A 24,540-nucleotide genomic window follows, 5' to 3' on the forward strand; every position below is an offset into this window, starting at 1 on the left:
ATGCCCGCCGTGGCATGGGGGGTCGGCGCGGCACTGCTCGCGAACACGTTGTACAGCGTCGGCTTCGTCCTGGAGAAGCGGGCCCTGACCCGGCTGCCGGAGGTCAGCGTGCGCCGCCCGGCGCAGTTGCTCCGCCAGGTGGTGACGAGCCCGTTGTGGCTGGTCGGCTCCCTCGCCCTGGCCTCGGGTTTCGGCGCGCAACTGGTGGTGTACCGGACCCTGCCGATCGCGGCGGCGCAGGGCATCTTCATCGCGGGCCTGGTGCTCCTGCTGCTGCTCTCCTCCCGGATGCTCGGCGAGCACACGTCCGTCCGCGAGCGGTACGCCATCGCCGGCATCCTGCTGGCCCTGCTGATGGTGGTGCTCTCGCTGCGCGACACCGGCCACGACCGGGACACGGTCGGCGGCGGCGCCCCGGCCCCGCTGATCCTGACGGTCTGCCTGCCGTCGCTGGCGGCGGGCCTGTACCTGTACGCGGCGGCGGAGCGCAGGGCGGGCCACCGGCACCGCCAGCCGACGTCGGGCGTCGAGTACGGGGTGGCGGTGGGCCTGCTCTACGGGGTCAGCTCCCTGGCCATCAAGGGCGTGTCCGGGGCCCTTCCGGACATCCCGGCGCTGTTCAGGACTCCGTATCCGTATCTGCTGCTGTGCACGGGCGCGTTCGGCCTTGTGATGTCGCAGGCGGCGTTGCAGCGCTGCCGGGCCTCGCTGATCGTGCCGGTGTGCACGACGGTGACCTGCGTGTTCACGGCGGTGCTCGGCACGGTGGCGTTCGGTGAGTCACTGCCGTCGGAGCCGCTGCGGGTCGCTCTGCGCGTGGCGGGGACGGCGCTCGCGGTGGCGGTGCTCCTGCTGATGCCGAAACACGACCCGCGGCCCGTCCCCGCTCCCATCCCTCCCCCGAGAGAGTTGCTCCCTCATGTGCCCCACGAGCCCCAAGAACCCCATGAGCCCTGACGACCCGCTCCTGCGCATCCTCGCCTGCCCCCTCGACAAGGGCCCGCTGCTGCTGCTCCCGGACGGGTCCGCGCTCTACAATCCGCGCCTGCACCGCCGCTACCCGATCGTCGACGGCATCCCGCAACTGCTGCCGTCGTCGGGCGAGCAACTGCCCGAGGACGAGCACGAGCGGCTCCTGAAGGACCTGGAGACATGACCACCCTCGCGGCCCGCCTCGGCCCCTACCTGCCGCCCCGTCTGACCGCGGCGACGGCCAGAGCCCTCTACCCGCGTTTCGAACCCGAACTGGCCCGCTTGTCCGACATGCTGCCGTCCCCGCGCGGCCAGTGCGGCACGGCGATCGACGTGGGCGGCTGGTACGGCCCGTGGACACACCGTCTGGCGGCCCGCGCGAGACGCGTGGTCGCTCTGGAACCGGTCCCGCACCTGGCCCGCACGCTGGCCGCCTCCGCGCCGCCGAACGTCCGGGTCGTCCGCGCCGCCGCCAGCGACCGCCCCGGCGCCGCGCCGCTGTGGCAACCCCCCGACGACGAGCGCGGCGAACGCGGTGTCTCGTCCCTGGTCAGGAGGGAGGGCCTGCACGCACGGACCCCGCAGACGGTGCGGTGCGTGACGCTGGACGAGCTGTCGCTGCGCGAGGTCGACTTCATCAAAATAGACGTGGACGGAGCGGAGCTCCCGGTCCTACGAGGCGCGAGTGTGCTCCTCCACCGCGACCGCCCGGCCCTCTTCGTCGAGCTGGAGACCCGTATCCAACCGATCGCCCCGGTGGTGGCGCACTTGCGGGCACAGGGCTACGAGGGCTGGGTCCTCCCGGCGACGCACTGGCTGCGTCTCACCGACTTCGACCTCCAGACCCACCAGCACGGCACGTCCCACATCGCCTCGCAGGGTCTGCTGCGCCGCGCCCTGACCCCGACGGCCCGCCGCCCGCGCTACGTGAACTCGGTCCTGTTCCTCCCGGAAGGCCGCCGCCCGGGACCGACACCGGTGCGCGACCATGGGAAACATGCCAGCCGCTGACCCGTTCACGCCCCTCCACTTCCAACTGGTCCTGCTGCGCCGCATGGCCGACCACAACCCGGAACTGGTGGAGACCGCCCGCGCCGACCTGGGCGTCTCGGTGGCCGACATGCGCGAGGCGAATCGCCGCTGGCAGGCGATGCGGCATGCCCGGGGCGGGCGTTCCGGGGTCTCTCAGTACCGCTCAATCCTGGGCGCCCCGGAACAACGCCTCGCCCGCAAGATCGGCGACCTGACCTGCGAGGCCCTTCTCTGGCCGGTCCCGCTCTGGCCCGACCTCCGCTTCGAGGTCCTCCTGGCCCCGACGGGCTCGGTCTGGAACGAGTGGCTGATCCGCACCCCGGGCGTCCCAGGCCCGCGCCTGCGTACCCTGGCCGACCTGACCCCGTGGTCCTGCACGGTCGACGAGGCGGCCCGAGCGTTCGCCCCGGCCCGCCCGTTGGAGGGCTCGGCGCCCACGCGCTGGGGCCTGGAGTTCATGGCCCCGGATGACATTTCCGGTACGCCACGCCGGGTGCGGGCGGAGTTCACATGGGGGTTGCTGCAGCGCTGGCAGGAGGTGTGACCTTCAGGGCACCGAGGAGTGCGGTGAAGGCGCCGTGGGAGACGGCCAGGGTTCCGCGCCCCGGGGACTTCGAGTCGCGGATGCCCACATGAGTGGATTGATCAGCGATCTCCACGCAGTTGTTGCCGTCTCCGCCGCCCGAGTAGGACGACTTCCGCCAGATGCAGGTGCGGGCCATGGTGTCCCTCACACTTCCTTCGCCAGTGCGTGGATGAAGTCCCGGGAGCGCTCAGGTTCGAGTGCCACTGCCTCCACTTTACGGAAAAGCGCCCGGAAAACCGTAAGTTGCGCCTCGCAATCGATGAACGCAACGCCATGGGGGGCGTCCCTGACTGCGGTGTCCAGCCGCGGGCACGCTCCCTCCGCCAACATCATCGCGCTCCACGTTCCGCCGAACCCGTCCAGGTCGAAGGGGATGACGCGGACGCTGATGTGGTCCATTTCGGACGCTTCAAGCAGTCGCGTCAATTGCGCTCGGGCGACTGCCCGGTCACGCACCCGGATGCGAAGCGCCGCTTCGTGAATCACGGCGTCGTACGGAACGGGAACAGGCCGGTCCAGAATCACTTTGCGCCGCATACGGTGCTGCACGCGTGACTCCAGTTGCTCCGCAGGTATCGCGGGGATTCGTGAGGCGAAGGTTGCTCGCGCGTAGTCGTCCGTCTGAAGCAGCCCCGGAATGAGCAGAAGCTCGACGTCGCGCCGACGCGTGGCGTGATGCTCCAGCTCGGCGACGTCCATGAACGACGTAGGGAGCACCCCTCGGTACTCCTCCCACCAACCCCGGGTCCGATCCCCCGCCATCGTCGCCAGCGCGCTGATCAACTGCTCGTCCGTGCAGGCGTAATGCGACGCCATGAGCCGCAGCCGCTTCTCACTCACGCCCGCGAGGGCCGACTCGATCTGGCTGATCTGCGCGGAACTCACACCGAGCAGGGCCGCCGCCTCGCGCGACGTCAGACCGGCCGCCCGGCGCAGCCTGCGCAACTCGGTTGCCAGACGCATCTGGCGGGCCGTCGGTTCGCTCCTGAGCGCCAAAGCGGTCCCTTCAACCTGCTGACTGTCACCCCTCGTTCGGGGTGATGTTACGCGTCCCGCTTGCAGACCTTAAAAAGTTAGGTCTACCGTCAGTGACGCGCCGCACACTCTACGGGTTCCCGGGACCCGGACCGCCGCCACCCTCCATCGAACCGAGCGGAGCAATCGCATGCCCGAAACCGAACCCTGGGAGTACTCCCTCTACATCCCCAACGACCTGCGCGCAGTGACGGTGAGCCGTCGCACTCTGCGCCTGATCCTGACCATGCACGGCCTGATCCGCCTGGTCGACGTCGCGGAGCTGCTCGCCGCCGAGCTGGTCGGCAACGCCGTACGGCACACGAAGGGCCCGGCCGCGCTCAGGGTCCGATGGTCGGTCGGGGTACTGCGCCTCGGCGCGTGGGACACGGCCCCGGAACCACCCGACCCGCCCTGCGCGAACATGTGGGACACCGAGGAGGGCCGGGGCCTGATGCTGGTCAAGGCGTGCGCCAGCGACTGGGGCTGGCACGCACTGGGCAGCGGGGCGAACCGGGGCAAGTACGTGTGGTGCGAACTGGCAGCCGCGTAAGGGCCCTTCACTTCATCCGTGGCCCCCGCCCACGCCCGGCAAGCACCACCATCGCCAGCGCAGCCACCGCCCCCACCGCGAACCCGGCATGCGGCCCCGCCCCGTCCACCGCCCGCCCGGCCAGCGCAGCGGCCCCCGCCGATCCCGCCGCGCTGGCGGACCCGAGCCATGTGAACGCCTGGGTCAGGACGGCGCGCTCCACGGTGTGCTCGGCGAGGACGGAGAAGACGACCAGCAGCACCGGCACCGCCAGCCCCGTCAACGCGAGACAGACCGCCACGGCCGGCACCCCGTCCACCACCGTCAACGGCGCGGACGCCAGCGCCATCCCGAGCGCCGCCCACGCCCGCTGCCGCTCCGGCGACGCCCCACCCCAGGACCGCGCCCCGTACACCCAACCCCCCACCAAATTGGTGCAGTTGGACACCGCATACAGCACCGGCGCCACATCCGGCGTCCCGCGCCCGACCGCGTACGCCGTCACCGACACCTGCATCGCACCGAAGAAGACGCCGAGCGCGGCGTTGAGCGCGACCAGCCGGACGAAGGCGGGCCGCAACAAACTCCGACCGGCACCCCGGCGTTCCGCCCGCCCCGCGACCGGTGGCGCGGTACGCCGCTGCGCGGCGAGCGCGAGACCCCCACCGACCACGAGAACCGCGGCGAGCAGACTGCCGAGGCGCGGATACCCGGCGGCGCCGACCGCGCTGACCAGCGCCGGGCCCGCGAGGAAGGAGACGCCGTTGGCGAGCGCTTCGAGGGTGTAGGCGCGGGGCAGCGCGGACTCGTGCGGAGTGCCTCGAAGCAGCGTCGACCAGCGGGCCGCGGAGAGGGCGCTGAGCTGCGGAAGACTGACCCCCGCGAGGGTCGCCCCGAGAACGGTCACGAGGTCACCGCCCGCGAACAGCAACCCGATCGCCCCCGCGTGCACCACCAGCGCGCACGGCAGCACCCGCGTCTGCCCGAACCGGTCGACCAGGCGTCCGACCTGTGGCCCGCCCGCCGCGTCCGCGACGGCGAAACAGCCCGTCACCAAGCCCGCGTCCCCGAACGACCCGGTCCGCGCGTGCACCAGCCAGACGATGCCGACCCCGGTCATCGCGAGCCCGACGCGCCCGACGACGCCGCTGAGGAAGAAGGCGGCCGCACCCGGAACACCGAAAAGATCCCTGTAAGTCCGTTGATTCGCCGACGGCACGGCGCGTCCCTTTCGCCGCCCGGCGGGACGCGCTCACCCGGGGTCGCCGGCGTCCGGAATGTGCCGACCCGTGAGCGCGCCTGGAGCCGTCCAGTGCGGGCATGAGGCGGGGACGCACGCCTCTTGCCGACTTCGTCACCGGGCAGAAGTACGAGTACGAGTAAGAATTCAGCTCGACCTTAACCCAGACGGCACGAAAAAGCACCGGAGGGAATGCGCGTACTGCCACACGCATTCCGTCCGGTGCTTTTCGCTCCCGCCCGGTCCGTTCACCGGTCCACGGTCATCCGCCGACGTACCAGCTGAACCCGCCGTTGGCCGCGACGATCATCAGCACGATGAAGAGGACCACGTCGATGACGCCGAGGATGAGGCCCGCCTTGGCCATGCCCGCACCGCCGCTGGCGGCCTTCTGCTTGAGGGCGAGCACGCCGAAGATGATCGCGAGCGGTCCCAGAATGAAGCTGAGGAAGAACAGTCCGACGATGCCGCATACGAGTCCGGCTATCGCGAGGCCATTCGTCCGGGTACCGGAAGAAGCAGCAGGACGGCTACCGTAGGCCGACATGGTCCACACCCCTCAGATCGATTTGATCGATTCGCAGAACGTCGTTACGACCCTCCGGGTGCCCCGGAATTCGGCGCACACGCGACCCGAATTCCGAGATTAAGCGGAACCTCCTATTCCGGTGCGCCTTCCTCCGGTTCCGGCTCCCACTCAAGCAACCGCACCTTCGCCACCGAGCGCACATGCCTGCGCATCGCCGCCGCCGCCCGGCGCCCCTGCCCCGCCTCGATGGCGTCGAGGATCGCCCGGTGCTGGGCGAGCGAGCGGCCGGGCCGGCGCGGCTGGCGCAGCGACTCGGTGCGGGATTCCGCGATCGGCTCGTCGATCTCCCGCATGAACGCGGCGAGCAGCGCGCTGTGGGCGGCGGCCGTCACCGCCGCGTGGAACAGCCGGTCCCCCTCGATGCCGAGGCCGCCCGCCTCGATGTCGCGCGCCATGGTGTCGAGGGCGGCACGCAGCGCGGTGAGGTCGGCATCGGTCCGGCGCTCCGCCGCCAGCTCCGCCAACTTCGTCTCCAGCGCCTCGCGCGCCTCAAGGACGTCAGGCAGCCGCTTCTTGCGGGCGACGAGGCTCTCCACCGGTTCGACGACGACCGTGTCGAGGCTGTCCCGCATCAGATACGTGCCGCCGCCGTGCCGCGCCTCGACCAGGCCCTGCACCTCCAGGACGACGATGGCCTGCTTGACCGAGGCGCGGCTCACCCCGAGACGCGCTGCGAGGTCGCGCTCGGTCGGCAGCCGGTCGCCCGCACGCAGGCCGCCCTCGGCGACGTACGTCCGCAGCCGGTCGAGCACCTGCTCGTACAGGCGCGGGCGCGCCGCCATCGGCCGCAGTGCGTCGCTCACCTCGGCCTACCCCTTTCAGCCCTGGTCGTGTGCCCGGCAGCGTACGTCCTTGACGTGGGCGCCTGCCAGACGGCACGCTCGGATTGGCTCAGCCACTGAACCAATCGCAGCCACCGACCCAGCCCCAGCCCCAGCCCCAGCCCCAGCCACTGAACCAATTCGCCGCCGGACCATCCGCTGCAGATCAGGAGCGTTCACGTGTCCCGACTCCTCCCGGCCCTGGCCGACACCCCCGACCGCCCGGCCCTGCGCTTCGGCGACCGGTCCCTGACCTACGGCGAACTGGCGGCGGCCGCCGCGCCCCTGGCGGCCCGGCTGAGCGGCTCGGCGCGCGTCGCCGTGTGGGCCACGCCGACCCTGGAGACCGCCGTCGGCGTGGTCGCCGCGCTGCTCGCCGGGGTCGCCGCCGTTCCGGTCAACCCGAAGTCGGGCGGGAGCGAGCTGGGGCACATCGTGGCGGACAGCGCACCCGACGCGGTCCTCGCGGCGCCGGGCACGGAACTCCCGCCCGCGCTGGCCGAGTTGAACCGGATCGACATCACCGTAGAGGCAGAACCGCACGGACCCTCCGCACTCCCCGCCGAACCCACCGACCCCGAGACCCCCGCCTTCATCGTCTACACCTCCGGCACCACCGGCCCGCCCAAGGGCGCTGTCCTCCCCCGGCGTGCCGTCTCCACCACGCTCGACGCGCTCCGCGACGCCTGGCAGTGGACGGACCGCGACACGCTCGTGCACGGGCTGCCGCTCTTCCACGTGCACGGACTGATCCTGGGCGTCATCGGCCCGTTGCGCAGGGGCGGCGCGGTGCGCCACCTCGGCCGGTTCGACACGGACGGGGTGACGCGCGAGCTGGCGTCCGGGGCGACGATGCTGTTCGGCGTCCCGACGATGTACCACCGCATCGCGGAGACGCTGCCCTCCGACCCGGCGCTCGCGAAGGCGCTCGCCTCGGCCCGCCTCCTCGTGTCCGGGTCGGCCGCGCTGCCCGTCCACGACCACGAGCGGATCACCGCCGCCACCGGTCAGCGCGTCGTCGAGCGGTACGGGATGACGGAGACGCTGATGAACACCAGCGTCCGCGCCGACGGCGAGCCGCGCCCCGGCACGGTCGGCGTCCCGCTGCTGGGCGTGGAGCTGCGGCTCACCGAGGACGACGGGACGACCGAGGTACCGGCCGGTGATCCGGAGGCCGTCGGGGAGATCCAGGTGCGCGGGCCCAACCTGTTCCTGGAGTACCTGAACCGGCCCGACGCGACGGCGGCGGCGTTCGCGCCGGGCGGCTGGTTCCGCACCGGCGACATGGCCGTGCGCGACCCGGACGGCTATGTCCGCATCATCGGCCGCAAGGCCACCGACCTCATCAAGAGCGGCGGCTACAAGATCGGCGCGGGCGAGATCGAGAACGCGCTCCTGGAACACCCCGGCGTCAAGGAGGCCGCCGTCACCGGCGCTCCCGACGCCGACCTGGGCGAACGCGTCGTCGCCTGGATCGTCCCCGCCGACCCCGGCAACCCGCCGAGCGACGCCGCCCTCGCCGACCACGTGGCCGCCCGCCTCGCCCCGCACAAGCGGCCCCGTACGGTCCATCACCTCGACGCGCTGCCCCGCAACGACATGGGCAAGATCCTCAAGCGGGCGCTTCCGCATGACTGACGGCTCCGGCGCGCGATCCGTCCTCGCCGCCGTCTGCGACCCCGGCACCCTCGACGAACTCCCGCCCCCGCCCCCACCCGCACGCCCCGACCCGCTCCGCTGGCCCGGGTACGCCGACTCCCGGGCGCGTGCCGCCGAACGCACCGGGGAGGCGGAGTCCGTCGTCATCGGCACCGCCGAGATCGACGGAGCCCCGGCCGTCGTCCTCGCCTTCGAGTTCGGGTACCTGGGCGGCTCCCTCGGCCAGGAGACCGGCGACCGTATCGAGGCCGCCCACGTCCACGCCCGCGCGCACCGCCTGCCCGTCGTCCCGCTCATCGCCACGGGCGGCAGCCGGATGCAGGAAGGCATGATCGCGCTGACCCAACTCCAGCGCGTGGCGCGGCAGTCGGCGCTGACCCGGGCCGCCGGGCTGCCCCAGATCGCCGTCGTACGGGATCCGACGACGGGCGGCGGCTGGGCGACCCTGGGCGCGGGCGCCGACCTGACCCTCGCGCTGCCGGGCGCGCAGATCGGGTTCGCCGGGTCCCGGGTACGGCCGCCGGACGCGGACCCGGCGGCGTACACCGCGCAGGCGCAGTGGGAGGCGGGCTCCGTCGACACGGTCGTGGCCCCGGACGAGCTGCGCGCCGCGCTCGGCCACCGCCTGCGTCTGCTGACCCGGCCGCCCGGTTCCCCGGCGGCCCCGGCGGCCCCGGCGCCCGTCCCGTACGCGCTGGGCCGCACCGACCTCCCCACCATCGGATGGGAGGCGGTCGAACGCGCCCGTGCCCCCGAACGCCCGCGCGCCGACGCCTACTTGGACGCCTACTTCACGGACCGCTTCGCCCTGCGGGGCGACCGCGCGGGCGGCGCGGACGACGGCATGATCTGCGGATTCGGCACACACCAGGCGCCCGGCCAGAGCCGCACCCTCGCCTATGCGGCCCAGCGCGGCACCGCCACCACCCCGGCCGGCTACCGCACCGCCACCCGTCTGGTCCGGCTCGCGGGCCGCCTCGGCATCCCCGTACTCACGCTCGTGGACACACCCGGCGCGGCGAGCGGCGACGCGGCCGAGCGGGCGGGCGCGGGCGCGGCCATCGCCGAACTGTTCCTCGCGCTCGCCGAGTCGCCGGTACCGGTGACCACCCTGGTCATTGGCGAGGGCGGCTCGGGCGGCGCACTGGCGCTCGCCGCGCCCGGCCGCACATGGGTGGCGCCGGACGCGTACTTCTCGGTGATCGCCCCCGAACTGGCCGCCGCGATCCTCAAACGGCCCGCCGACCAGGCCCCGGAGACCGCCGGACAACTCCGCATCACGCCACAGGACTTGCTGGACCTGGGCGTCGTACGCGGCATCGCCGGGCCGCCGCCGCCGGCCGTGCGTCCCATGATCTAGAAACGAACAGGCGCGCAGTTGTTCCCACGAACAGGTGATCGTTCCGCCAAAAATTGCATGAGGCACGAGTGACCAACGATGCTTACGGTGCGCAAGCAACGGGCTGCAGACCGTAGTTGTCGCGCACCCGGCTCATGTCCCAAACGAAGCCGGGGTGTTGTCCCACACACACGTGCACACGCACATGCACCATCGCAAGGAGAACGTTTCACCATGAACCTGCTCACCGACATCCTCGCCGGCCTCGTCCACTTCGTCGGCTGGCTGGTGTAACTCAGTCGGACACCAGCGCGGCGCCGCCTCCCCCGGTCCCACGGGGAGGCGGCGCCGCCGCATGTCCGCCCGCCGCATCCTCGGCGAGCAACTCCCGCAATCGCGGCGCCACTTCCGCCCCCACCCGCAGGGCGTCGTCCGCGTCCGTGCCACCCGAGAGCACGAACTCGTCGACGCCCGCGAGACAGTACGCGCGCAGACGCCGGGCAGCGCCCTCGTGGTCCCGGACGCCCGCCCCGACGGACAGCCGCAGGGCGAACCGCAACCCCGGATTCCGGTCCCGCACCCGGGCGACCCGGGCGGCGACCTCCGCAGGGGACTGCTCCGACTCGCTCCACAGCAGATGGACGTCGGCGCGCCGCGCGGCAAGGTTCTCCGCGGCCCCCGACACGCCGCCCAGATACAGCGGCACCTTGTGCTCGACGGCTGGATCGGTCAGCCGCGCGCCCTCGACCTGCACATGCTGCCCCTGGAAGTCGATGCGCCTGCCGTCGAGCAGATCCCGCACCACCGCCAGCACCTCATCCGTGCGGCCATAGCGCTGGTCGTGGGCCAACTGCTCGCCCGCAGAACGCTGTTCGGCCCGGTCGTCGGCCGTCACGACGTTCAGCCGCAGCCGCCCGCCCGTGAACCGGCGGAACGCGTCCGCCTGCTGCGCGAGCAGCGTCGGGCTGACCGACCCCGCCCGCACCCCGACCAGGAACCCGATCCGCTCCGTCCGCCCGGCGAGCACGGACGGCAGGTGCCACGGGTCCGCGCGCCCGCGCCCCACCGGCGCGAACAGCGACGCGAACCCGGCCCGTTCGGCGGCGCGCGCGACCCGCACGGGCCCGGCCGTGTCACCCCGGTCGCCTCCGGCGGGCAGGAACCAATGCAGCGACGGCACGTTCTGGGACATGGGCACCTCGGGCCTACGACAGGGTGGCAAGGGCAGCGCGGCACCCCCGCGGAGACACGGGGTGCGGGCGCGTCAGGGCGACGGGAGGACGCCGCTGCGGAGCGGGCGGACGAGCGGGCCGGGGAGTACCTCAGCGACCAGCGGGAGGTCTCAGCACCCGGCCGTGCGGCGACGCGCGGAGGCCCGACAGAGCATCGTCGCGACACGCAGCAGATCAACGTGTCGACGCGAGACGAGTACGGGGGCCATGCCCGCATCCTTTCCGGGCCCCGCCCCCACCACAACCCAGGGTCCGCATCCCGGACGACGTCGTATCACCCCTTGACATGCCGGAGCCCGGCGCGGCACTGCTCCGCACCGGGCTCGGCCGCGTACTGGCGCTACTTCACCCCGACCGCCCGGATGATCTCCTGGGTCACGGACCCACCCTTGTCATCCCTGGCCGACGCCCGCAACGACACGTACTCCGCGTGCCGCGGAACGCTGAGGCTCCCCTTCCACGAGGCGCCGCGCCCGCTCAGGGCCACCGGCCGCCAGCTCTGGCCGTCGTCGTACGAGACCTCGAGCCGGCCCGCGCCGATGGTCCCCGTACCGGCCGCGTCCTTCACGTACTCGCCGAAGATCCCGACCGGGACGCGCGAGCCGCCCCGTACGTCACCCGCCAGATCGGTGTCGATGTCGAAACCGAGGTTGATCAGCGGCAGATACGTCCACCGGTCGTCGGGCGTCGCCGCCGACCGGAACGTCCACTCGGCATGGCCCTTCGTCGACAGCTCCCAGCGCGCGGGGTCGAGCGTGGTGTCCGTGGCGACCTTGTACGTGTGCTCGGCCGGATCGGCGTCCCACACGTACACACCCGAACTTTTCTTGCGGTCGACCTGGACCCCGTCCACGGACACCGACGTGTACTGGTCGATGCCGTTGGTCTCGCTGCTCCACGCGTCGCCGAAGCCGGTGTGGTCGGGCCCGGAGTCGCCCCAGCCAGGTGTGTTGAACTGAAGCGAGTTGCCCGAGCGCTGCTGCCCCCAGCCGAGCCCGGTGCCGAGCCACGGGTGCCAGACCGGCTTGAACCAGTCGAGGTCCGTCCGCGTACCGCCCTCGTACGTGACCAGGCCGCTGCGCTGCTCCAGGTCGGTCGGGCCGGTCTGCACGGACTCGTGCCAGGTCTGTCCCGCGCCCGTGGAGACGTACTCGGTGCGCTCGGCCGGGTAGGCGATCTTCTCCAGGAAGCCGAGGCCGACCGGGAACGTGTCGGTGATCGAGTACCGGAACTCGCCCCCGTCCTGCGGCTTCACGGCATGGAACTTCGTGTCGAGGACGGCCAGGTCACGCTTGCCGGGCCGGTACTCCAGGCTCCCCCTCGGCACGCCGCCCTTGTGCTCGTCGGTGAGGTCGTACACCCAGGGCGTGTACCGCGTGCCCGTCATCGACAGGGTGCGGCCCTTCCTCGCCAGCCCGGCGAGCGTGGCGCCGCCCGCCGCGTCGACGGACGCGATCTGCAGCGGCCGGTCGCTGCCGTCCTCGGGACCGAACCAGGCGCTGAGCCTGCCCGGCGCGTCGTCCGTCACGAACAGCGCCTTCGCGCCCGCGTCCTGTGCGGCCTGGGCGAGCTGGTCGGAGGCGACGGCGTCGGTGCGGCGCACGAGAACGGCCTTGCCGCGCACGTCCTTGCCCGTATAGTCGCTGGGCGTGCCGTCCCCCGCGTCCACGACCCGCAGGCGGCTGCGGCCCTCGACGAGCGTGCCGCCCGCCTGCACGGTGGCCTCGCGCACCCCGTCGACCTGGAGCGTCGGCTTCCCGAGGCGCCACACCGTGCGGTACTCGAAGCTGCCCTCGGCCACCTTGCCCGTCGGCGCGGCGAAGACACTGTCGTACGCGACCGGGAGCTGCACGGCGCTCATGTAGTCGGCGCCGCCCGCCTTGCGGTCGGCCTCCATGACGAGCTGCCGGGTCTCCGTGGTGCGCCCGACGTCGGCGGTGATCTCCCTCAGCTGCCGCCCGTCGAGGGTGACCTCGCGGTCGCGGTCGAGCTTCACCTCCGGCTCCGCGAGGTAGCCGAGCCCGAGCGAGTCCTTCCCGTGGCTGCCGCGCACGTCGAGGTAGGACTCCAGGTGGTAGGAGCCCGGCTTCAGCCGCAGCTTCAGCGTCCCGGACGCGTCGACCGCGGCCGGGAACGGGTCCGTATTGGCGGCGAGCCGCTGCACCGCCAAGTCGGCGGCGGTGGGAGCGCCGGACCGGTCCTTCACATGGACGGTCAGCGTGTACCGCTCCTCCTCCTTCACCAGGCCGAACACCGTGTGCGCGACGGTCCTGCCGCCCGCGCTCGCGACGATCTGCCCGCTGAGCTCGCCGACCGCCGCCTTGGCGCCGTCGCCGGTGACACTGGTGGAGGCGGTGCCGTGCGCCGGAACGGTCAGCGCGCTGTCCGCGAGCGTGGCGACACCGGCACCGCCGCCCCGCACGGCGAGATCCAACGAAACGTCGGTGTCCCCGGAGTTGCGGTAGGTGACGGTCCGCGTCACCGGCTTGTTCTCCTCGTAGGGCCAGGCGTAGTAGCCGAGGTCGGCGCTGCCGGTGGCGGTGATCTGCGCGCCGATGGCGTCCGGCACGCTGACCCGCCCGGCGCCCAGCGCGTAGGCGGAGGCGTCCGCCAGCTCCTTGCTGCTGGACATGAGCGCGTCCTTGAGCTGCGCGCCCGTCCAGTCCGGGTGCTTCTGGGCGAGCAGCGCGGCGACACCGGCGACGTGCGGCGTCGCCATCGACGTACCGCTCATCTCCGTGTACGGGCCTTCGCCCTCGGCCGCCAGCGAGGAGCGCGCGGCCAGGATGTTCACGCCGGGCGCCGAGACGTCGGGCTTGAGGGCGTTGTCGCCGATGCGCGGGCCCTGGCTGGTGAAGTACGCGGCCTGGTCGGCGGAGTCGACGGCGCCGACGGTGAGCGCGGAGTCGGCGGCGCCGGGCGAGCCGATGGAGCTGGGCGCGCCGGTGTTCCCGGCGGCGACGACGAAGAGGGCGCCGGTCTCGGCGGACAGCGCGTTGACGGCGGCGGACATCGGATCGGTGCCGTCACTGGCCACGTCCGAGCCGAGGCTCATGGAGACGACCTTGGCCTCGACGTCCCTGGCGGCCCACTCCATACCGGCGATGATCTGCGACTCGGTGCCGGAGCCCGCGTCGCTGAGCACCTTGCCGACGGCGAGCGTGGCGCCCGGGGCGACACCCTTCTCCTTGCCGTCCTCGGAGGCGGCACCGGACCCGCCGACGGTCGAGGCCACGTGCGTGCCGTGCCCGTGCCGGTCGGCGACCTCCTCCCCCTCGATGAACGACTTCGACTCGGTCACCCGTGTGGCGAGGTCCGGGTGGGAGGCGTCGTACCCGGTGTCGAGGACGGCGACCTTCACGCCCTTGCCGGTGAGCCCCGCCTCCCACGCCGCCGGGGTGCCGATCTGCGCGTTGCTCTCGGCCATGTCGGCCTCGACGCGCCCGTCGAGCCACACTTTGCTGATGCCGTCGGCCAGTTTCTTCCCGTCCGTCGCGGCGTCCCAGAAGGTCCGCCCCTTGTCGGCCTCCAGAGCGGCACCACGAACACTGGCGAGTGTCCGGGTCCGCTCGGCGCCCCTGGGGACGGCGCGGGCGCTGCGCGCCTCGGCCTTGCTGCCGTAGGTCACGATGAGGGGCGTCGCGTCGGCCTTGCCGTCCGCGAGGCCCTGGCGTATCAGCTCGCTGACGTCGAACAGACGGGCGTCGAGCGTGCCCGCGGCCAGGAAGGGCCGGGCCTCGTCCGGTACGACGCTGATGTCGCCGTGCGCGACCTGGGTCCGGACGGCGCCGGTCGCGCCCCGCGCCCGCTCCACGGTGACGGTCCGCTTGCCACCGCCCAGCTCCGTCACGGTCACCTTGTCGCCGGTCACCAGGGTCACGGTGTGCGCGGCACCCGCGGCCTTCACCGCCTTCGCCTTCGCGTGCGGTACGGGCATGGGGGCGGCCTGCGCGCCACCGGCGGGCAGCAGCGCGCACGCGATGCCGGCCGACAGCAGGGCCGCGCCGCGTCTCGCGGCAGGTCCTCTGGTCATCGTCGCCTCTCTTCGTAGGCCTCGGATCGGGGGTCACCCGAGTGCTCAGAAGAGTCTCAAGCCGCTTGTGTTGCAGGGGAGTTACCGGGAGCTGGCGGAAATCTGCCCTGGCACGTTCCCGCCAGTGGCCGCCTTCCGGAGACCGGGGCCGGTCGGCTCATCGAACTTTTCACCCGTTCGGCCCCGCCCCTGTCGGCCCAGTCCAGCGCGCGGAATCGCGAACCTGCCCGCACGCTGCCAAAAGGGCCGCGCCCGCGACCCCGTCCACGGTCTGCGCTCTCGGGAGGATCTGCCATGACCGTCAGTCTGGAGCAGCTGTATCGCTGCCACTTCGCCGTCGACCTGGGTGCCGCGCGCACCCGCGTCTACGTGAAGGGCCTCGGCCTCGCCGTCGACGAGCCGAGCGCGGCGGCGGTCAACACCCGCACCGGTGCGCTCATCGCGGTCGGTGAACTCGCCGAGAAGATGACCGGCCGCACGCCCGAGCACATCCGGGTCGTCCGCCCCATCTGCGGCGGCAGCGTCGTCGACATCGAGATGGCCCAGCGGATGCTCCGCCACCTCCTCGGCGACAAGCTCCGCCGCGCCCTGCGCCGCAAGCCCCGGCTGCGCGCCGCGATCTGCACGCCGCACGACGCGGACCCGCTGGCGCGACGCGCGGCGGTGGAGACACTGGTCGGGCTCGGCGCACGCCGCGTCGAGATGGTCGACACGCTCATCGCGGCGGCCGTCGGCTGCGGCCTCCCGGTCGAACAGCCGGAAGCCACCATGGTCATCATCTGCGGAACGGCATCGACGCAGATCGCGGTGCTCTCGCTGGGCGCGATCGTGACGTCCGTCCGCGTCCCGGTCGGCGGGGAGGCCGTCGACCAGGCGGTCGTCCAGCACCTGCGCCAGCAGCACGCGCTCCTGCTCCCCTCGCAGACCGTCCGCCCCCTGCAACTCGCCCTGCGCGGCAACGGTCTGACCCCGCACGGCCCCGAGCGCACCGAGATCCACGGCCGCGACGTGACGACGGGCCTGGCCCGCTCGGTGGAAGTCGAGACGGCGGCGGTCCGCGACGCCATCTACACCCCGCTGACCGGCCTGCTCGACGGCATCAGCAAGGTGCTCCGCGACTGCCCGCCCGACCTCGTCGCCGACCTCGCGGAACGCGGCATCATGATGGTCGGCGGCTCGGCCCGCCTCCCCGGCCTCGACGCGATGCTCAGCGAGGCGACGGGCATGCCGGTCCGCACCGCGGAACGCCCCGACGTGTGCGCGGTCCAGGGCCTCGGCGCGATGATGGAGGGCAAGATCCAGCCAATGGTCCTGGACCCGACGGGCAGCTGACCCGGGTCAAATCGGCCCCGCCAGGGGCGCCGGGAATTGCGCGACCAGCCACGCACAAGCCGCACACACCGTGCAACCGAACGAGGCAGACGCCGCCATGCGGCCAGCAATACCGGCCCGAGCCACCCCGCCCCGCCAGGGGCGCGGGGAACTGCGCGACCAGCCACGTACAGGCCGCACCCGCCGTGCAACCGAACGAGGCAGACGCCCATGCGGCCAGCGATACCGGCCCGAGCCGTTCCGCCCCGCCAGGGGCGCGGGGAACTGCGCGACCAGCCACGCACAAGCCGCACCCGCCGTACGACCGACCGTGGCAGACGCGACCGCGCCCCGGCGGTGGCTGAGCGCGCAGTTCCCCGCGCCCCTGAGGCAGACCTACTCGCCCCCCCCACCCACCACACCTGGCCCCCATGACTGAACCCCCCGCCGGCCTCCCCCTCCTCCTGGACGCCGTCCTGAACGTGGGCTCCGAGCTGGACCTGCTCCCCACCCTCCAGCACCTGGTGGAGAGCGCGGTCACCCTGACCGGAGCGAGCCACGGCGTGCTGGGCGTGCTCGACCCGGACCACGGAACCCTCGTCGAGGCAGTCGGCACCGGAACCGCCCACCCCGTCCTGCCCCCCGAAGAGCCCCCGGACGCGGTGGTCCACGCCAAGGACACCCTGGCCGTCCCCATCCACGTACAACACACCGTCTTCGGCCGCCTGCGCCTGACCAAAGGCCCCTTGGGCACGGACCGCACCGGATTCACCGACGACGACATGGCCCTGCTCCGCATCCTCGCCACCCAGGCCGGCATCGCCATCGGCAACGCCCGCCTCTACGACACCGCCAGACAGCGCGAACGCTGGATCGAGGGCGCCGCCGCCGTGACGACGGCACTGCTGACCGGCCGCGCGGGCGACGCCCTGACGACGGTCGCGGAACAGGCGCGGCTCCTCGCGGGCGCGGTCGCCGGCGTCGTGCTCCAGCCGACGGAGACGGGCGGCATGGAGATCGTCGCGGCGGCCACGACGGACGACCCCCCGGAGGCGCTGCTCGGCGCGACGATCCTGCCGGGCAGCGCGGTCCTGGAACAGCTCCTGACCGGCGAGCCCGTCTTCATCGACGACTCGGCGACGGACCCGCGCATGACGACGGAGGTCCGGTCCCGGTTCGGCCCGAGCATGATGCTCCCGCTGAAGGCCGACGGAAAGCTGATCGGCACGCTCGCCCTGCCCCGCTCCCCCGGCGCCCGCCCGTACACCTCGGTCGACCACCTCCTGGCCACCCAGTTCGCCACGCAGGCGGCGCTCGCCCTGGTCCTGGCGGAGGCCCAGGAGGGCCGCGAGCGCCTCGCCGTCTACGAGGACCGCGACCGCATCGCCCGCGACCTGCACGACCTTGTCGTCCAGCGCCTCTTCGCGACGGGCATGATGCTCGAATCGACGCAGCGCCGCACCCAGGCGGACGACGTCCGCGCCACGCTCGCGCACGCCGTGGACGAACTGGAGTCGACGATCCAGGAGGTCCGCACGACGATCTTCGCGCTGCAACAGCCCCCGGCGGACGCCCCGACCACGTTCCGCGGCAAGGTCCTCCGCGAGACGGCGGGCGCCGCGGCGCTCCTCGGTTTCACCCCGTCGGTGCACTTCACGGGCGCGGTGGAGGCGGCCCTCGCCGACCCGGTGCAGTCCCGTCTCCTGTCCCACCTGCGCCGCGCCCTGGCCACGGCGTCCCGCCGCCCCGGGGTCTCACGCGTCGAGGTGACGATCGACACCCGCACACCGCTGCCGGACGGCCGCGCGGGCGTGCACCTCACGGTGTCGGACGACGGCGCCCGCGAGAACACGGAACCGGCCGCGCTCGTGTGGCACTCACCACGCTGATCGGCCGCTACGGGCGGCGCTCGCGCTGATCGGGTGACGAAAAGGCCGCCACGGTTTCCGTGACGGCCCCTCAGGCTACGTACGTCCTGGTCGCATCGTTTCTGCGTCAGGACGGTGGTGGGGCGGGTGGGACTCGAACCCACGGCCGACGGATTATGAGTCCGCTGCTCTAACCGGCTGAGCTACCGCCCCGTAACGGCGCGCCGCGCACATGTGTGCGCGCCGTCTGCCGCAGCATAGCCGCTCATACGATCTCCTGCCTCGAATGGTCCGGCTCTGCACGACCTTGAGGACTCCGCGCACGCGCGCACGGTTCCACGGGGTGCGAAAAAGCCCTCCGGAGTGTCTCCGAAGGGCTTGTTCCGCAGCTCTCCCGACTGGACTCGAACCAGTAACCTGCCGGTTAACAGCCGGCTGCTCTGCCAATTGAGCTACAGGAGATCGAGCTCCCCCGACTGGACTCGAACCAGTAACCTGCCGGTTAACAGCCGGCTGCTCTGCCAATTGAGCTACAGGGGAATGCTTCATCTGCTTCGAACGCATCCACCTGGGTACTTGCCAGGCGGCGGGCGCTCGCTGCGACACATACATTAGCGCAAGCAGGGGGGTGCTCCGCCAATCGGTATCCCCTCAGTGATCACGACGAGCTACGGAAGGGTGGCCGCCATGCGCTACCGGCTCACATTCATCGCCGGTCTGGCCCTCGGTTACGTGCTGGGTACGCGCGCCGGGCGCGAGCGGTACGAGAAGCTGAAGAAGACCGCGCGCGAGGTCGCCCAGAACCCCGCAGTGCGCAACACCGCGGAGTCCGCGGCCCAGCAGACGCGCACCTACGCGGGCAAGGCGTTCAGCACGGTCAGCGAGAAGGTCGAGGGCCGCGTGCCGGACGCCGTCGCCGACCGGGTCCGTTCGCTGCGCGAGCGCACGAGCGCGACCGGCGAGGACGACTGGGGCACGAGCAACACATAGGCCCCGTCGGAGGCGCGGCACGGGAGTGTCCTGCGGTGCGGCAGAATTTCTGTCATGGGGATAGTCGCAGGGCTGGACAGTTCGCCCGATTTCACGCGCATTGTGGTTTGTGACGCCGACACCGGGGCCGTGCTGCGGCAGGGCTACGCCCCGCACCCGCTGGACCCGGTGGAGGGCGGCGGCCGCCCGTCGGACGTCGATCCCCAGGCGTGGCTGCTCTCGCTCGGCGAGGCCGCGGGCGGCGGGCTGCTCGAAGGCGTGCAGGCCATCGGGGTCTCCGCCCAGCAGAACGCGCTGGTGCCGCTCGACAACCAGGGCAACACGGTGCGCCCGGCCCTGGTCGGCGGCGACAAGCGGGCGCAGTCGGCCGCCGCGGACCTGATCGACCGGTTCGGCTCGCGCGAGGCGTGGGCCGACGCCGTCGGCTGTCTGCCGCAGGCGGCGCACCCGGTCACCAAGCTGCGCTGGCTGGCCCGCACCGAACCGGAGAACGCCCGGCGGGTGGCGCTCCTTCTCCAGGCGCACGACTGGCTGGTGTGGCAGCTCCTCGGCCGGCCCGCGCGCCGCACGACGGACCGGGGCGGCGCTTCCAGCACCGGCTACTGGTCCGCCGCCGCCGGCTCCTGGCGCCCCGACCTCGTCGAGCTGGCGCTCGGGCAGCAGGCGATGCTGCCCGAGGTGCTCGGCCCGGGCGACGCGGCGGGCACGACCCCGGAGGGCCTGATCATCTCGGCCGGGACCGGCGAGACCATGGCCGCCGCGTTCGGGCTGGGCGTGATGGCCGGGGACGCCGTGGTCTCGCTCGGCGCGTCCGGCTCCGTGATGGCCGTGCACCACGAGGCGCTCACCGACTCCAGCGGTGCCATCACCTCCCTCGCCGACGCGACCGGCATGCACCTGCCCGTCGTCCACACGTCGAACGCCGTACGGGCGCTGCGCGGCACCGCCGAGATGCTGGGCCTGGACGGAGGCCTGGAAGAGCTGTCCGAGCTGGCCATGAAGTCGACGCCGGGCGCCCACGGCCTCGTACTCCTGCCGTACCTGGAGGGCGAGAAGACGCCGAACCTGCCGCACACCGCCGGGACGCTCAGCGGGCTCCGGCGGGAGTCCATGCGGCCCGAGCATCTGGCGCGGGCCGCGTTCGAGGGCATGGTGTGCGGGCTCGCGGACGCCATGGACGTGCTGCGCGGGCGGGGCGTGGAGATCCGGCGGGTGTTCCTGCTCGGCGCCGCCGCCGAGCTGCACGCCGTGCAGGCCGTGGCGCCGATGCTGTTCGGGGCGCAGGTCGTCGTGCCGCAGCCCGCGGACTACGCGGCGATCGGCGCGGCGCGGCAGGCCGCGTGGGCGCTGAACGGGCAGCTTCCGCAGTGGCAGGGCGCGGCGGCGCAGGTCTTCGAACCGGGCGAGGAGGCGGCCGTCGGACAGGCGGTGCGCCAGCAGTACCGGGCGGTGCGGGAGCAGATCCACCCGGGCGCGTTCTCGTAGACCCGGACCGGGGCCGATTTTGGGCTGCTCTTGGGTTAATCGGTTGAGGTAACGCGGGTGGAGTGTCGGACGATGAGGGTCCATGCGTCCGCGCTCCGGTGCGGGCGCGACACTCCCCAGTCCACCGCTCACACTCAACGACCGCCGACACCGAGAGACCGAGCGTGCTCATACGACTCCTGCGGACCCATCTCAGTCCGTACAAGAAATCCATCGGGCTGCTTGTGCTGCTGCAGTTCCTGCAGACCTGCGCCGCGCTGTACCTGCCGACCCTGAACGCGGACATCATCGACAACGGCGTCGTGAACGGCGACACCGGCTACATCCTGCGGTTCGGCGTCCTGATGCTGGGCATCACCGTCGTCCAGGTGGTGTGCAACACGGGCGCCGTGTTCTTCGGCGCCCGGACCGCCGCCGCCCTCGGGCGCGACGTGCGCGGCGCCGTCTTCGACCGGGTGCAGTCCTTCTCGGCGCGTGAGGTCGGCCACTTCGGGGCGCCCTCGCTGATCACCCGGACCACCAACGACGTCCAGCAGGTCCAGATGCTGGCGCTGCTCTCGTTCACGCTGATGGTGTCGGCGCCGATCATGTGCGTCGGCGGTGTGGTCATGGCGCTCGGCCTCGACGTGCCGCTCTCGGGCGTGCTGCTCGCGGTGCTGCCCGTCATGGCGCTCGTGCTCTCGCTGATCATCCGCAGGATGCGCCCGCTGTTCCGGTCGATGCAGACCAAGCTGGACACGGTGAACCGGGTGCTGCGCGAGCAGATCACCGGAAACCGCGTGATCCGCGCCTTCGTCCGCGACGACTTCGAGAAGGGCCGCTTCGGCGAGGCCAACCAGGACCTGACCGAGACGTCGCTCGCGACCGGCCGGATCATGGCACTGATGTTCCCGTTCGTCATGACGATCGTGAACATCGCCTCGATCGCCGTCGTCTGGTTCGGCGCGCACCGCATCGACGGCGGCCACATGCAGATCGGCGACCTGACCGCGTTCCTCGCGTACCTCATGCAGATCGTGATGAGTGTGATGATGGCCACCTTCATGTTCATGCAGGTGCCGCGCGCCGAGGTCTGCGCCGAGCGCATCCAGGAAGTCCTCGACACCGAGTCCAGCGTCGTCCCGCCGAGCGGGAAGGCGGCCGTACGGGAGCTGCGCCGCCGCGGCCATCTGGAGATCCGGGGCGCCGACTTCGGCTACCCGGGCGCCGAGGAGCCGGTGCTTCGCGCCGTCGACCTGACCGCGCTGCCCGGCGAGACCACCGCGATCATCGGCTCGACCGGCAGCGGCAAGTCGACGCTGCTCGGCCTGGTGCCGCGGCTGTACGACACCACGGCGGGCGCCGTGTACGTGGACGGCGAGGACGTCCGCACGGTCGACCCCGAGCTGATGGCGAGAACCGTCGGCCTCGTCCCGCAGAAGCCGTACCTCTTCTCCGGGACCGTCGCCTCGAACCTCCGCTACGGGCGGCCCGACGCCACCGACGACGAGCTGTGGCACGCCCTGGAGGTGGCGCAGGCCAAGGACTTCGTCAGCAAGCTCGAAGGCGGGCTCGACGCGCCCATCACGCAAGGCGGCACGAACGTCTCCGGTGGTCAGCGCCAGCGCCTGGCCATCGCGCGCACGCTCGTGCAGCAGCCGGAGATCTACCTCTTCGACGACTCCTTCTCCGCGCTCGACTACGCCACCGACGCCGCGCTGCGCCGGGCGCTCGGCAACGAGACGGCCGACTCGACGGTGGTGATCGTCGCCCAGCGCGTCGCCACCATCCGCGACGCGGACCGGATCATCGTCCTCGACGAGGGCCGGGTCGTCGGCGAGGGCCGCCATCACGAACTGATGGCCGACAACGAGACGTACCGGGAGATCGTCCTCTCCCAGCTGACGGAAGCGGAGGCCGCCTGATGGCCGGGCCGATGGCGGCGCGCATGGCGGCCGGTGGCCCCGGTGCGCGTTCGATGGACTTCAAGAACTCCGGGAAACGGCTGCTCAAGCGGCTCGCGGTGCACCGCTCGGCGGTGTTCGCCGTGCTGGGCGCGGTCGTGGTCAGCGTGGGGCTCTCGGTGGTCGGGCCGAAGATCCTCGGCCACGCGACCGACCTCCTCTTCGGCGGGATCATCGGCGGGCAGCTCCCCGCCGGGCAGACCAAGGACCAGGTCATCGAGGGCCTGCGGGCCAAGGGCGACAACGGCATGGCCGACATGCTCGGCGGCGTCGACTTCACCCCCGGCCAGGGCGTCGACTTCGACGCGATCGGCCAGGTCCTGCTGCTCGCCCTCGCCGTGTTCGCTGTGGCGGGCTTCGCGATGATGATCGGCACCCGGCTCGCCAACCGGGTCATCAACCTGGCGGTGTCCCAGCTGCGCAAGGAGATGCAGGCGAAGCTGGCCCGGCTGCCCCTGTCGTACTACGACAAGCAGAAGCGCGGCGAGGTGCTGAGCCGCGCGACCAACGACATCGACAACATCGGGCAGACGCTCCAGCAGACGATGGGCCAGATGCTCAACTCGCTGCTGACCATCATCGGCGTCCTCGTGATGATGTTCTGGATCTCCTGGCTGCTCGCGCTCGTCGCGCTCGTCACGGTGCCGCTCTCCGTGCTCGTCGCGGCGAAGGTCGGCAAGCGCTCGCAGCCGCAGTTCGTGCAGCAGTGGCGGACGACCGGCGCGCTCAACGCGCACATCGAGGAGATGTACACCGGCCACACCCTGGTGAAGGTCTTCGGCCGCCAGAAGGAGTCGGCGGAGCAGTTCGCCGAGCAGAACGAGGCGCTGTACGAGGCGTCGTTCAAGGCGCAGTTCAACAGCGGCATCATGCAGCCGCTGATGTTCTTCATCTCGAACCTGAACTATGTGCTCGTGGCCGTGGTCGGCGGCCTGCGCGTCGCCTCCGGCTCGCTCTCCATCGGCGACGTGCAGGCGTTCATCCAGTACTCGCGGCAGTTCTCGATGCCGCTGACGCAGGTCGCGTCGATGGCCAACCTCGTGCAGTCGGGCGTCGCCTCCGCCGAGCGGATCTTCGAGCTGCTCGACGCCGAGGAGCAGTCGGCCGACCCCGTACCGGGCGAGAAGCCGGCCGACCTGCGCGGCCGCGTCGAGTTCGAGCACGTCGCCTTCCGCTACGAGAAGGACAAGCCCCTCATCGAGGACCTGTCCCTGACGGCGGACCCCGGCCACACGGTCGCCATCGTCGGCCCGACGGGCGCGGGCAAGACCACGCTGGTCAACCTGCTCCTGCGGTTCTACGAGGTCACCGGCGGGCGGATCACGCTCGACGGGGTCGACATCGCGAAGATGGACCGGGACGAGCTGCGGGCCGGAATCGGGATGGTCCTCCAGGACACCTGGCTGTTCGGCGGGACCATCGCGGACAACATCGCGTACGGCGCGACGAAGTCCGTGACCCGGGCCGATGTGGAAGCGGCGGCGAAGGCGGCGCACGCCGACCGGTTCATCCGGACCCTTCCCGACGGATACGACACCGTCATCGACGACGAGGGGACGGGTGTCAGCGCCGGTGAGAAGCAGCTCATCACCATCGCGCGGGCGTTCCTGTCGGACCCGGTGATCCTCGTGCTCGACGAGGCGACCTCCTCCGTCGATACCCGGACCGAGGTGCTGATCCAGAAGGCGATGGCGCGGCTCGCCTCCGGGCGGACCTCGTTCGTCATCGCTCATCGTCTGTCGACGATTCGCGATGCCGACACGATTCTCGTGATGGAGAGCGGGGCGATTGTCGAGCAGGGCTCGCATGAGGAGCTGGTCGGCTCCGGTGGGGCGTATCAGCGGTTGTACGAGGCTCAGTTCGCGCAGGCGGTTGCTGAGGTCGACTAATCGCC

Annotated in this window: 20 protein-coding genes and 3 tRNA genes; 13 read left to right on the plus strand and 10 right to left on the minus strand. The window is 71.9% G+C overall.

Going from position 1 to position 24,540, the window contains the following annotated elements:
• From N5I75_RS10915 to N5I75_RS10930, 4 genes are read left to right on the plus strand one after another with little or no spacing between them, the layout of a single operon-like run.
• A complete protein-coding gene (locus tag N5I75_RS10915) occupies positions 1-957 on the plus strand; it encodes a DMT family transporter (RefSeq protein ID WP_476676506.1) in 957 nt (318 codons plus the stop codon).
• Positions 947-1,156, plus strand: coding sequence for a Trm112 family protein (locus N5I75_RS10920; protein ID WP_476676507.1), 210 nt, complete (start codon positions 947-949; stop codon positions 1,154-1,156). The genes N5I75_RS10915 and N5I75_RS10920 overlap by 11 nt, the downstream gene beginning before the upstream one ends.
• Complete coding sequence (locus N5I75_RS10925; RefSeq protein ID WP_476676508.1) at positions 1,153-1,983, plus strand: FkbM family methyltransferase; 831 nt, start codon at positions 1,153-1,155, stop codon at positions 1,981-1,983. Before N5I75_RS10920 ends, N5I75_RS10925 begins: the two co-directional genes overlap by 4 nt.
• Positions 1,961-2,548, plus strand: a complete 588-nt coding sequence (locus N5I75_RS10930; RefSeq protein ID WP_476676509.1) for a hypothetical protein — start codon at positions 1,961-1,963, stop codon at positions 2,546-2,548. Before N5I75_RS10925 ends, N5I75_RS10930 begins: the two co-directional genes overlap by 23 nt.
• Here the strand turns inward: N5I75_RS10930 and N5I75_RS10935 are convergent.
• Positions 2,511-2,726 carry a DUF397 domain-containing protein gene (locus tag N5I75_RS10935; RefSeq protein WP_476676510.1) on the minus strand — a complete coding sequence of 72 codons (216 nt, stop codon included), beginning with the start codon at positions 2,724-2,726 and terminating at the stop codon, positions 2,511-2,513. The genes N5I75_RS10930 and N5I75_RS10935 overlap by 38 nt on opposite strands.
• A gap of 8 nt (positions 2,727-2,734) precedes the next feature.
• The gene (locus N5I75_RS10940) at positions 2,735-3,553 is read right to left on the minus strand and encodes a helix-turn-helix domain-containing protein (RefSeq protein WP_476676511.1); all 819 of its coding nucleotides are present in this window, start codon (positions 3,551-3,553) and stop codon (positions 2,735-2,737) included.
• 202 nt (positions 3,554-3,755) lie between these two features.
• On the opposite strand from N5I75_RS10940, the gene N5I75_RS10945 reads away from it, so the two are divergent.
• A complete protein-coding gene (locus N5I75_RS10945) occupies positions 3,756-4,157 on the plus strand; it encodes an ATP-binding protein (protein ID WP_476676512.1) in 402 nt (133 codons plus the stop codon).
• A 7-nt stretch (positions 4,158-4,164) separates the two neighbouring features.
• Here the strand turns inward: N5I75_RS10945 and N5I75_RS10950 are convergent, their stop codons facing one another.
• The 3 genes from N5I75_RS10950 to N5I75_RS10960 form a co-directional block, all read right to left on the minus strand.
• Positions 4,165-5,355 carry an MFS transporter gene (locus N5I75_RS10950; RefSeq protein WP_476676513.1) on the minus strand — a complete coding sequence of 397 codons (1,191 nt, stop codon included), beginning with the start codon at positions 5,353-5,355 and terminating at the stop codon, positions 4,165-4,167.
• A gap of 283 nt (positions 5,356-5,638) precedes the next feature.
• Positions 5,639-5,923: a DUF4190 domain-containing protein gene (locus tag N5I75_RS10955; protein ID WP_476676514.1), complete on the minus strand. Its 285-nt coding sequence runs from the start codon at positions 5,921-5,923 to the stop codon at positions 5,639-5,641.
• Positions 5,924-6,036: 113 nt separating this feature from the next.
• Positions 6,037-6,768 (minus strand): FadR/GntR family transcriptional regulator, encoded by a 732-nt coding sequence (locus N5I75_RS10960; RefSeq protein WP_476676515.1) that lies wholly within the window; start codon positions 6,766-6,768, stop codon positions 6,037-6,039.
• Positions 6,769-6,966: 198 nt separating this feature from the next.
• Here N5I75_RS10960 and N5I75_RS10965 point away from each other — a divergent pair, with 198 nt between their 5' ends.
• Positions 6,967-8,424 carry an acyl-CoA synthetase gene (locus tag N5I75_RS10965; RefSeq protein WP_476676516.1) on the plus strand — a complete coding sequence of 486 codons (1,458 nt, stop codon included), beginning with the start codon at positions 6,967-6,969 and terminating at the stop codon, positions 8,422-8,424.
• Positions 8,417-9,805 carry a carboxyl transferase domain-containing protein gene (locus N5I75_RS10970; protein WP_476676517.1) on the plus strand — a complete coding sequence of 463 codons (1,389 nt, stop codon included), beginning with the start codon at positions 8,417-8,419 and terminating at the stop codon, positions 9,803-9,805. The genes N5I75_RS10965 and N5I75_RS10970 overlap by 8 nt, the downstream gene beginning before the upstream one ends.
• 274 nt (positions 9,806-10,079) lie before the next feature.
• On the opposite strand, the gene N5I75_RS10975 is transcribed toward N5I75_RS10970, so the two are convergent.
• Together N5I75_RS10975 and N5I75_RS10980 are read right to left on the minus strand one after the other, a co-directional pair.
• Positions 10,080-10,976, minus strand: a complete 897-nt coding sequence (locus tag N5I75_RS10975; RefSeq protein ID WP_476676518.1) for an LLM class flavin-dependent oxidoreductase — start codon at positions 10,974-10,976, stop codon at positions 10,080-10,082.
• 380 nt (positions 10,977-11,356) lie between these two features.
• Complete coding sequence (locus tag N5I75_RS10980) at positions 11,357-15,049, minus strand: S8 family serine peptidase (RefSeq protein ID WP_476676519.1); 3,693 nt, start codon at positions 15,047-15,049, stop codon at positions 11,357-11,359.
• Positions 15,050-15,343: 294 nt separating this feature from the next.
• Between N5I75_RS10980 and N5I75_RS10985 the strand changes: the two genes are divergently transcribed.
• Complete coding sequence (locus tag N5I75_RS10985; RefSeq protein ID WP_476676520.1) at positions 15,344-16,381, plus strand: rod shape-determining protein; 1,038 nt, start codon at positions 15,344-15,346, stop codon at positions 16,379-16,381.
• A gap of 410 nt (positions 16,382-16,791) precedes the next feature.
• On the plus strand, positions 16,792-18,249 hold the full coding sequence (locus N5I75_RS10990) for a sensor histidine kinase (protein ID WP_476676521.1): 1,458 nt from the start codon (positions 16,792-16,794) through the stop codon (positions 18,247-18,249).
• Between the two features lie 115 nt (positions 18,250-18,364).
• Here the strand turns inward: N5I75_RS10990 and N5I75_RS10995 are convergent.
• The 3 genes from N5I75_RS10995 to N5I75_RS11005 all read right to left on the minus strand — a co-directional run bounded on the left by N5I75_RS10995 (position 18,365) and on the right by N5I75_RS11005 (position 18,768).
• Positions 18,365-18,441: transfer RNA gene (locus tag N5I75_RS10995), tRNA-Ile, on the minus strand.
• A 176-nt stretch (positions 18,442-18,617) separates the two neighbouring features.
• Positions 18,618-18,690, minus strand: a tRNA-Asn gene (locus N5I75_RS11000).
• Between the two features lie 5 nt (positions 18,691-18,695).
• Positions 18,696-18,768: transfer RNA gene (locus tag N5I75_RS11005), tRNA-Asn, on the minus strand.
• Positions 18,769-18,915: 147 nt separating this feature from the next.
• On the opposite strand from N5I75_RS11005, the gene N5I75_RS11010 reads away from it, so the two are divergent.
• The 4 genes from N5I75_RS11010 to N5I75_RS11025 all read left to right on the plus strand — a co-directional run bounded on the left by N5I75_RS11010 (position 18,916) and on the right by N5I75_RS11025 (position 24,535).
• The gene (locus N5I75_RS11010) at positions 18,916-19,218 is read left to right on the plus strand and encodes a YtxH domain-containing protein (protein ID WP_476676522.1); all 303 of its coding nucleotides are present in this window, start codon (positions 18,916-18,918) and stop codon (positions 19,216-19,218) included.
• Between the two features lie 54 nt (positions 19,219-19,272).
• Positions 19,273-20,703, plus strand: a complete 1,431-nt coding sequence (locus N5I75_RS11015) for an FGGY family carbohydrate kinase (protein WP_476676523.1) — start codon at positions 19,273-19,275, stop codon at positions 20,701-20,703.
• 164 nt (positions 20,704-20,867) lie between these two features.
• Entirely contained in the window at positions 20,868-22,607 is a 1,740-nt protein-coding gene (locus tag N5I75_RS11020; protein ID WP_476676524.1) for an ABC transporter ATP-binding protein, read from the plus strand.
• Positions 22,607-24,535: an ABC transporter ATP-binding protein gene (locus tag N5I75_RS11025; protein WP_476676525.1), complete on the plus strand. Its 1,929-nt coding sequence runs from the start codon at positions 22,607-22,609 to the stop codon at positions 24,533-24,535. Before N5I75_RS11020 ends, N5I75_RS11025 begins: the two co-directional genes overlap by 1 nt.
• Positions 24,536-24,540 lie beyond the last annotated feature (5 nt).

It is taken from the genome of Streptomyces sp. R818 (assembly GCF_056172735.1).